Raw genomic sequence first — 9,278 nt, forward strand, 5'->3', positions numbered from 1 at the left:
TACTCGCATGGTCACTATGGCGAAGAAGAAGCCAAGCACGAGCCCGCATCAGTCATTACCAACGCAGAGGGCATCACGGAGTGTCGTTGCAGTACTATGCGACTGACATGGATCATGCCGGTGATGGCGGCGTCGCCTCGAAGCCACTCGTGCTCTGACCGCGAACGTTCACCGGGTTTACGCGGCCACGGGCCGCCGCCCGCAGATGAACGAGATGGCCCGACTGACGCGCGTTCAGAGTGAACTTCGTGTTCACTGACGTTACTTACACTGCAGGCATGAACGATTGCTCTCCCGACCCTCTGGCCGTCACGGCTGTCGACGCCATCGAAGGCGTCAGTGGCACATACCCGGGATACCGGCGCGTGCACGCCCGGGGCCTGTGCTTCGACGCCACCTTCACCCCCTCCGGCGAGGCCGCCGCGCTCACCACGGCGGCCCACCTGCAGTCGGCTCCGACGCCCGTCGTCGTGCGCTTCTCCAACTCCAACACCAACCCGGCCGTGCCCGACGGGGTCCGAGCCGGCCGTGGCCTCGCCGCGCGCTTCTTACTGCTGGACGGCACCTTCACCGACCTCGTCTCGGTCAACATCCCGGTGTTCTTCGCAGCCACCCCAGGGCAGTTCCTGGAACTCCTCAACGCCCTGCAGAAGGATTCCGCCACCGGAGCTCCCGACCCGGCCAAGGTGCAGGCGTACGCCGCTGCGCACCCCACCGCTGCACTCGGCCTGCAGGAGGCCGGCCGGATGCCCATCCCGGTCAGCTACGGCACCGCCCGCTACTGGGCCATCCACGCCTTCATCTGGGTCGATGCCCAGGGCAAGCGACGCCCGGTCCGCTACCGCTGGGAGCCCGACGCCGGTCTGCAGGAGGTGCCCGAGCAGGAAGCGGTGGCCAAGGACCCCGAGTACCTCGCCGAGGAACTGGTCCAGCGCCTCTCCAACGACCCCGTCGGCTTCACGCTCCGCGTCCAACTCGGCCAGGACGGCGACCCCACCGACGACCCCACACGACCCTGGCCGGCCGACCGGCCCGAGATCGTCGCGGGCCACCTACGGATCACCGCCCCCGTCGCGGACCAGGAGCACTGGGCGGGCCAGGTCTACGACCCCACCCGAATCACCCCCGGCATCGAACTCTCCGACGACCCGGTCCTCGCCTTCCGCAGCCAGGCCTACGCCGTCTCCTACGAGCGCCGGAAGGCTTCCGTCAGCCGCTAGTGCCGTGACCGGATAGGTTCACCGAGGTCTCGTGGTCTGCGGGTGCGTGAGGAACCACCGCTCCCCGGTTCCGACTGGTCGCAGGGCTGAACGACCTCGTTTGCGTGGTTGTAGCAGGCGGCCGGTCTCGGTCAGGGGTGCATTACGGTGGGGCACGAGGGCCTTTCTGTTGGTGTAGACGTCGCAATCCACACCGAACCGGAAGGCCCTCACGTGTTCAAGATCCCTCAGCCGAGACCTGCCTCCCCCGTCCACAACCTCCCGGGACAGAACAACTAGCACCCGGGTTGCGCAAGTTCATCCTGCGGATGTTGGAGGAAGCGGCGTGCGATCCATCGACTTGAACGCGGCGTCCTGGCGTAGGAGCGGCTACAGCAACCAGGACGGTGGAGCTTGCATCGAGGTCTGCGACGACTTCCCCGACGTCGTCCCGGTGCGGGACAGCAAGGTTCCCCACGGTCCGGACCCCGCCTTCTCCGCAAGCGGCCGGGCCTGCTTCATGGGCGCTGTCCTGAGCGGTCGGCTGGGCGACTGACTCCGGGCGTGCCGACGGGGGCGGCGTCGTACCGGCGCCGCCCCCACTCCTGAGGTGATCACACCGTCACGACCTGCGTCCGGCCGTCCGTCCGAGCATGCCGGTGGCGACGGCGAAGACGAACGCCAGGCCGCCGATGACGGCGTTGCTGACGATCACCGAGGCGGGGTGCGAGTCCCGCGCGCCCGACACGACGAACGGTGCCACGACGGTCCACGCCGCGACGCACGCCGCCGCCCAGCTCATCGCGTGAGTGCGCTCGAAGGCGGAGCCGAAGCCGCCTCCCATGAAGAACGCGTACGCGATCCCGGCGATCAGGTTGGTGACGGCGAGGGTCGGCAGTGTCGCGTCGAAGCCCACGATCCACGCCGAAGCCGCCAGATACAGACCGGCCAGCAGGCCGAGTCCCTCCAGAATCTGCGCCGCCGACGTCACGGTCGCCCGCTCGGAGCGGGCACGCAGCGCAAGGATGTCCGGGTGTTGCTCAATACCCGGGAAAGTACGTTCGGCCACGTCGAACACCTCCTGTGTCCGCCGGATCCATTGCGATCATCTCTCGTGAGCCGAAGGGGGAACAGAGGGATGGAATGGGTCGCGGTTCATTCGTCTTCCACCTTCAGCGTGGGACGGGACCCGGTCCGTGTCGTGGGCCGAAGGACCCTGCGCGGGGTCCCGGACGTCCCGACGCGATGTGACCCCGGTGAGTAATAGCGTCTCACTGAAGTTTCGCGTGCTGGCACGCTTCCCTTTGCCTGCCGAAGATCGCCGTGGTAACACGGAGAAAAGGTCGATGACGCACTGGCGGGCCGGCACGGACGGTCGTCATCTCCGTTCCCCGCGGTGTGGTTCTGCGTGTCTTCTGCGCATGAGGATCCCGGCACGGGGAGTAGCGATGAGCCCTGGCAAAGAGACACGAAGGCGTGGCGTCCCCGGCCCTCGGCCGGCAGGGGTATGGGCTCGCTCGTGGTTCTGTGTGAGCTGGCCCTTCGTCTTCGTCTGGCGCAAGGGCCGCAACCGGTGGCTGCTGAAAAGGGGGGAGCGGCGGGCGCGTCACTGGTGGCGACCGCAGACCTGGCTGGTGAACGGGATGTACCTCGTCCTGTCCGCCGGGTACCTGCTGGTGCTCGTGTACGGCGTCTGGCAACCGGGCAACGGGAACCGGTGGAGCGGCTGGCAGGGCCTGCTGGGAGCCGTGGGCCTGTCCGCCTCGGCCGTGGTGGCCACGGCGTGGTTCATCATCTGGCGTTTTCGGCGAGCCCGTCGCTACTACCTGCGCAGGGCGAAGCGGCACCCCGACGAGCTGGTGAAACCGGGCAGCATCATCGGTGAGGTCGTAGGACGCGATCAGCTGTGCGACGCCTTGATGAACGATCTCCAGGACAGCCGCCAGCGCCGCCCCCATGTGATCGTCGGCACGATCGGGGTCGGCAAGACGGCTCTGCTCGTACGGCTGACCCAACGCCTCGCCGGCAAGGGGGTCGTTCCCGTCGCGCTCCGACTGCGCGACGCCGGGGATTCGCTCGACTTCGCGGAACTCGCCAAGGCCAAGTTCTGCGAGGAGGTACGGGAGAAGGTCTCCGCCTCGGAGGCCGAGAAGGTCTGGCAGCGGCTGCGCTACACCCAGGATCGGGTGGTCGTACTCGCAGATGGCCTCGAGGACGTCCTGAAGGGTGGCGAGGACCGCGACAACAAGATACGGAAGGCCATCAACGAGGCGTGGCAAGACCGGCTGCCCCTGGTCGTCACGTCCAGGCCGCAGAAGGCGCTGGAGGCCGTCAACGCGGCTCAGACCATCCTGGAACCGCTCAGCGAGGACGCGGCGCTCGCATACGTCGCCCGGGGCGGCAGCCGGCGGTCGAGCGTCCAGCGCATGGACTGGGTGGTGGAGGCGGCCGATATCGCCGAATCCCCCCTGTACCTCAACATCGCCAAAGATCTCCAACGGTGCGACAGGCTCGAACTCATCGTGGGCGCCGGAGGGGACGAACGCTGCGATCCACGGGACCAGGACATGTGGGCGCTGCGCTACGACCTCCTGGAGGGCTGGGTCGCCGCACTCGTCGAGGGCGCCCTTTATCCCGAGCAGCCCATCTCCGCCAGAGGTCGCTTCATGACGGTGGAGTGCCTGTCGGTTCTCGCCTGTGTGGCGCTGCGTACCAACTCGACCTATGTGGACTACGGCGTCCTGACGCCGTCACGCCCCGGTGAGGACGACGCGGTCGGCGACGAGAAGCAGCAGCAGGACACAGAGGAGCTCGGGCTATTGCGCGGGCTGCTCGAGCGCCGAGTGCGGGTGTCCGCGGACAGGTTCGGTATTCCCACAGGCACGGAACAGGTCATAGACGAGCGGCTGGCGGCCAGTTGGGGCAGCGGCCTGGGACTCGTGGAGGAACGGGGGAGCGGAGTCCGGTTCCATCACAGCGTTCTGCAGGCCTTCCTGGCCTCCCGCTGCATGGACGTCCTGGTGAACCTCGACTCACCGCTGGCACGGCAGTGCGACTCCACTGCCGCGATCCGTGAGGCCTTCTTCGTCCGAGCGCTCAAGCGCCCGGGCCGTGAACTCGCCACGGCCCTCGTGTTCTACTCACGGTCGGTCGACGCGCTCGCCGGATGCCACGGCCACCCCGGGCGGCCCGAGCGCGCTCCGGCCACCCCGTGCTGCCCCATCGAATTCGTCCGGGGGGAACTCAGAGCGGCCGCGCGCACCGCGCTGAGAGCCCCGGACAGGGACAACGGGGTGTCCGCTCGGGAGGCGAACAGCGGTGACATGGAGCAGGATCCGAAGATCAGGTCCCTGGAGTTGTACTCCGCGGCGCTCGACGCCGACAGCTTTCACCATGATCCTGAGCACCGGAAGATCGTCGAAGAGATCCGCCGCAACTGGCAGGCGTTCCAGGTCTACAACGACCGGAAGCTCGACCCGCCGAAGAAGGCGCTGATCAAGCGGATCGCGGCCACCGGGCTGCTGCTGAGCAGACGGCAGACCTTCCCGCCCAGCGGGGTGCGGGAGGTAAGGGGCAGGACCGCCTACGACGTGCTGTTCGACATCGCAGGTGAGGAGCCGTCCCACGGCGTGCGGTTCACCATCGCCCAGGCCATCGGCGGGGGCGGCGACGAAGCCTTCCGTGCTCTCCACGACGAACTCACCACCGCGATACCGCACCTTTCCCCCTTCTCCGTCTTCGAAAGTGAGGCCACGACAGGAGCGGGAGCCGGACCGGCCTTCCTCTTGACCCAGGAGCGCTTCGACGACCTCTTCTCCGCCTTCGTCCGGGACCTCGGGCTGGGAGAAGGCGGACGTGGTCTCGTCTTCGCCTCCTCCGAGTCGCACCCCGTGTACCGTCCGCCGTCAGCGCCCGGCACCACGAGGACCGAGCGCCTGCTGCGCAAGGATCGCGCGGCAGTCCTCGACACCAGGCGGCGCGACGAAGAGAAGAAGGAGCAGGAGGAGAGGACCAAGGACCAGCGAGTTCACCGCAAGCAGATCATGGGAGCCTGGCTCGCTCCGATGCTCGTCCGGTCCTGCTCGTTCACCCCGCACCAGAACACCCCCTACGAGGTGCTGTCCGAGTGGATGTCGCAGATGCGGCGCAAACGGGTCGGCCTGGAGCTCCAGGTCGCACTCGCCCAGGGGTTCCGGCAGGCCGCGAACCATCGCGTATCCCCGGCGCACTCCGACCGGGCCGCCGAGTTCCTCAACGAGCAGGCCGGGGAGATGCTCAAGCACACCGACTACTGGTTCGCCCGGCTCGCCCTGCTGCACGCGCTGACCCTGTGGGCCCTGCCGGACGACGTCACCGAGAGGCAGCCCCGGCGCGGACACGGCGCGCGTCCCGCCCGGCAGGTACGTCAATGGCTGCGGGAGACGGCCGAGCCCGAGGTCAAACGCACGCGCCGCGACGAGCACCCGCTGGTTCGGGCCGCGGCCAAGATGGCGCGACAGGCGCTGCACACCCGGCGACCTGACCGGTTCCTCTGGATCGACGAGGCCGGCATGGCGTCGCAGATCGGGTCCGGAACCAGTTCGCCCCGCGAGTGGCGGATGCACAACCTCTGGATCCCCCCGTCCCGGGGATGGAGCACCCTCGACCCCAGTGCCCAGCAACTCCTCGCCGACGTCCTGGTCCTGCTGATCCTCACCGAGGAGCGCGGCGACCGGCCGAAGGACGCGCTGCAGCGCCTTGAGGACGCCTACTCCAGTGAGCAGAACGTACTCCCACCCTGTCTGGCCAGGGACCGCACCCCGCTCGACCCGAGGCAGGCCCTGGTCGGGGAGACCCCGCGTTCACTGCCCGGCTCCCACTGCGTCGACGGCTGCGAGTTCACGTTCTGCCCGTACCCGCCCAAGGGCCCCCAGTGCCGGACCGAGCTCAACGAACTGTTCTGCATCCACCAGCACTCGATGCTCAAGAGGCTGCAGTTCCAGGCCTGGCGTTCCCTGCGGTTCCGGCGGCGGGGCCGCTGGCAGCGCAGGACGACGGTCGCGAACCTGCGCAGGTTCTGGGACGACATGGGCGCGCGTGCGCGCAACCGCGATCTGAAGGAGGCGTTGTCCCCGTCGCGTGGGGGTGAATGAGCGGCCCACCCCGTCACGGGCCGACGAGAGCCGCCGACCACCTCGCGGTCTCCGCCTCGTGATCGCCCCGGGTGCCGAGGGGAACTCGCGAGTGCGGGGCGTCGCGGGGGCGGGTCCGTCTCGGGCTCGAGCCGCGCCGCCGGGTCCAGCGGGGAGACCGGGTCGGCGGGGACGGTCCTGGACTTCTCCCACACCACCCTCCCGGCCACGGCCACGGGCACGCGGCCCTCGAACAGCAGACCGTCCTCCAAGGAGTCCGCCAGGTCGGCCAGGAGGTGACGCAAGGACGGCCAGAGGGGGTGTCGGAGGGCAGGCGTCCGCCCGAGGGCCGGCCCACCCGGCCGTGACCGGGGCCGGGCCGCCAGAGGACGAACAGGCCGTCCGAGGTCTCGTCGCCGCCCGGCGTGAGGGGCAGCCAGGCGCGGCTCCAGTCCGTCACCGCGCCACCCCCCGCCGTGCGTCGCGACCTCCCGCACCGACGGCGCGCCGCGCACCAGGTCCGCGACCGTGCACAGCCCTCCGCCGGACGCCAACCGGAGTGCGCCCTCACCGTCTTCGCCGCCGTCGTGGCGGCGCAGTGAGGCGACCAGGCCGGGAGGGAACGTCACCCCCAGGGTGCGTTCGGCCGCCCCGATCGCGGCGGGCGGTGCGGGCGGGCGCAGAGTCGCGTGGGTGCGGGGCGCGTACCGGGCCAGCCAGGCCTCGACACGGGCCCAGGACTGCTCGACCGAGGGGACCGTCATCACCCGAACTTACTTGCGGGCGTTCACTCTTGACCGCCCCGGCCGCTGTCGCGGCGGCGTGATTCCGCCGATTTCGAGGCCGGGGCGTCCGCGAGGTGAGGGACGGCCGGAGCGGCGGAAGAATGATGAGAGCCGGGCAGGTTTCACGCGTCCGTTTCAGGCGAAGAGATCCGCCAGACACGCTCCGGCAGTTGCGATCGCACCGTCCGCACACCGGCACGGGCGCGCCGAAACGGAGGACCCCACACATGGCCACACCACTCTCCGCCACCCGGCTCGTCGCCGCATTGCGGGCCGAGGGCTGCGCCGTTCACGAGGTCAGTGGCTGGCGCACGAACAACCGCAATCACAAGGGCCCTTGGGGGCCTGTGCACGGGGTGATGATCCATCACACCGTCACCGGGCCGGGCACCGACGTGGTCCGGCTCATCTACGACGGACACGGCTCCCTGCCCGGCCCGCTCGCCACCGGTTGCATCACCAAGGACGGCGTCGTCCACCTGACCGGCAACGGCCGGGCCAACCACGCCGGAGGCGGCGACGGCGACGTGCTGAACGCCGTCAGGGCCGAGTCGTACGGCGCGTACCCGCCGGCCACCCACGAGCACGACGGGTCCGCCGGCGCCGTCGACGGCAACGCCCGCTTCTACGGCTGGGAGTGCGAGAACCGCGGCGACGGCAAGGACCCGTGGCCGCCCGCCCAGTACAGCGCCATGGTCAGGGCGACCGCCGCGATCTGCCGCGCGCACGGCTGGAGCGGCAAGAGCGCGATCGGCCACCTGGAATGGAGCGACTGGAAGGTCGACCCCCGCGGGTTCGACATGGCCGACTTCCGTCGTGACGTCGCAGCGGCCCTGGCCCTCCCGGCGGGCCTGTGGGAAGGAGAGGACCCCATGCCCCAGTACGTGAACCTCGGTATCGAACGGCGCTACCAACTGGCGCCCGGCGCCTGGGACTCGATCGAGTTCACCACGGAGTGGACCGACGAGACCCGTGACCACACCGCCGGCGGCAGCGTCTTCGCCCGGGGCCCGGCCCGGTTCAGCGGCACCGTCAGCCTGCGGCTGGACGGTCTGCCCGCGGGGTCGGTCGTCCAGGTCCGCATGTCGGAGTACCAGGGCGACGAGCACCGCTCGGACCACCCGATCCACGAGATCATCGGCACGGGCGGCGACTCCTTCGCCGTGGTGCCCCTCACCAAGCGGCTCGCCTCCGGGCGCGGGATGCGCGTGCGGCTGCTGAACCAGGCCGCCGTACCCGTCACCGTCGTGAACGCCGTGCTGACCGTGCTGGTCTGGAAGGAAGCCTGAGACGTCATCCCAATCGGGGGAACCCGGGCGACGGCGGCCGAGCTGTGCCGTGCGGCGCGACCCCGCACGCGGGAGGGACGGCAACTTCTGCGCGCGGGAGCACCGCATGGCGATGCACGGCAGTGAGGGCGGCAAGCCGAAGAAGGGCGACGAGGTCACCTGGAGCAGCCACGGCAGCCGCACCGAGGGCGGGGTGGAGCGGGAGATCACCGAGCGGACCGAGGCGGCGGCCGCACCGTCGACGCCTCACCGGACGACCCGCAGTACGAGGGCCGCAGCGGCAAATCCGGCAGGACAGCGGTGCACAAGCCGTCCGCGCTCAAGAAGGAGTGAGGCGGCGTGGACGACGAGGAGCGCGAGGAGACCTGGAAGGACTTCCGGGAGCTGGTGACCATGTCACCGGCCGAACTGGAGAGGTGGCTCGCCTCCGAAGAGTCTCGGTACGCCGGTCAGCGTTCGGACGGGGGCGAGTCCACCGGGCACACCTCCGGCCGGTGGATCGTGAGCTGCTGCGGTCCAAGAAGGGCGACCTCACCGACGACGACTACCGGCACATGCGCAAGGTCGTCGGCTACGTCCGCCGCCACCAGGTCCTGCGGTTCTCGGGAGACGTACGGGACACCCGAGGGCGCCATTCCCTCATGAACCGGGGGAACGACCCGCTGGCGTGACAGGTGCTACTCGGCCCCGTCGCGTCCCCCTGTCCGTCACACAGGTCGCGCAATTCCCGTCACGGCGACCCCGATTGCCCCGCGGGTAAGACGAAGGGCTTGCCCCGCGGTAAGGCGAAGGGCTTGGCCCGCGGTAAGGCGAAGGGCTTGGCCCGCGGTAAGGCGAAGGGCTTGGCCCGCGGTAAGGCGAAGGGCTTGGCCCGCGGTAAGGCGAAGGGCTTGC

At 69.6% G+C, this 9,278-nt stretch carries 5 protein-coding genes and 2 pseudogenes; 6 read left to right on the plus strand and 1 reads right to left on the minus strand.

Going from position 1 to position 9,278, the window contains the following annotated elements; translation table 11 throughout:
* Window positions 1–278 precede the first annotated feature (278 nt).
* Both ACFW6P_RS26655 and ACFW6P_RS26660 read left to right on the plus strand, forming a co-directional pair.
* The gene (locus tag ACFW6P_RS26655; protein WP_386347505.1) at window positions 279–1,220 is read left to right on the plus strand and encodes a catalase family peroxidase; all 942 of its coding nucleotides are present in this window, start codon (window positions 279–281) and stop codon (window positions 1,218–1,220) included.
* A gap of 325 nt (window positions 1,221–1,545) precedes the next feature.
* Complete coding sequence (locus ACFW6P_RS26660; protein WP_386347508.1) at window positions 1,546–1,755, plus strand: DUF397 domain-containing protein; 210 nt, start codon at window positions 1,546–1,548, stop codon at window positions 1,753–1,755.
* 66 nt (window positions 1,756–1,821) lie between these two features.
* Here the strand turns inward: ACFW6P_RS26660 and ACFW6P_RS26665 are convergent, their stop codons facing one another.
* Window positions 1,822–2,277 carry an SPW repeat protein gene (locus tag ACFW6P_RS26665; protein ID WP_386425050.1) on the minus strand — a complete coding sequence of 152 codons (456 nt, stop codon included), beginning with the start codon at window positions 2,275–2,277 and terminating at the stop codon, window positions 1,822–1,824.
* 451 nt (window positions 2,278–2,728) lie between these two features.
* Between ACFW6P_RS26665 and ACFW6P_RS26670 the strand changes: the two genes are divergently transcribed.
* From ACFW6P_RS26670 to ACFW6P_RS26685, 4 genes and pseudogenes are all read left to right on the plus strand, one after another.
* Window positions 2,729–6,331, plus strand: coding sequence for an NACHT domain-containing protein (locus tag ACFW6P_RS26670; protein ID WP_386347514.1), 3,603 nt, complete (start codon window positions 2,729–2,731; stop codon window positions 6,329–6,331).
* A 991-nt stretch (window positions 6,332–7,322) separates the two neighbouring features.
* Window positions 7,323–8,384, plus strand: coding sequence for an N-acetylmuramoyl-L-alanine amidase (locus tag ACFW6P_RS26675; protein ID WP_386347517.1), 1,062 nt, complete (start codon window positions 7,323–7,325; stop codon window positions 8,382–8,384).
* Window positions 8,385–8,490: 106 nt separating this feature from the next.
* Window positions 8,491–8,717: pseudogene (locus ACFW6P_RS26680) on the plus strand (DUF2945 domain-containing protein).
* 6 nt (window positions 8,718–8,723) lie between these two features.
* A pseudogene (locus ACFW6P_RS26685) lies at window positions 8,724–9,055 on the plus strand (DUF3140 domain-containing protein).
* Window positions 9,056–9,278 lie beyond the last annotated feature (223 nt).

The organism is Streptomyces sp. NPDC058741 (genome assembly GCF_042746715.1).
In the GTDB taxonomy this organism is placed as follows: Bacteria; Actinomycetota; Actinomycetes; order Streptomycetales; family Streptomycetaceae; genus Streptomyces.

What these genes read in the sequence shown, in the direction of transcription:
- ACFW6P_RS26655 (WP_386347505.1), top strand. Translation starts at nt 279, where the DNA reads ATGAACGATTGCTCTCCCGACCCTCTGGCCGTCACGGCTGTCGACGCC.
- ACFW6P_RS26675 (WP_386347517.1), top strand. Translation starts at nt 7,323, where the DNA reads ATGGCCACACCACTCTCCGCCACCCGGCTCGTCGCCGCATTGCGGGCC.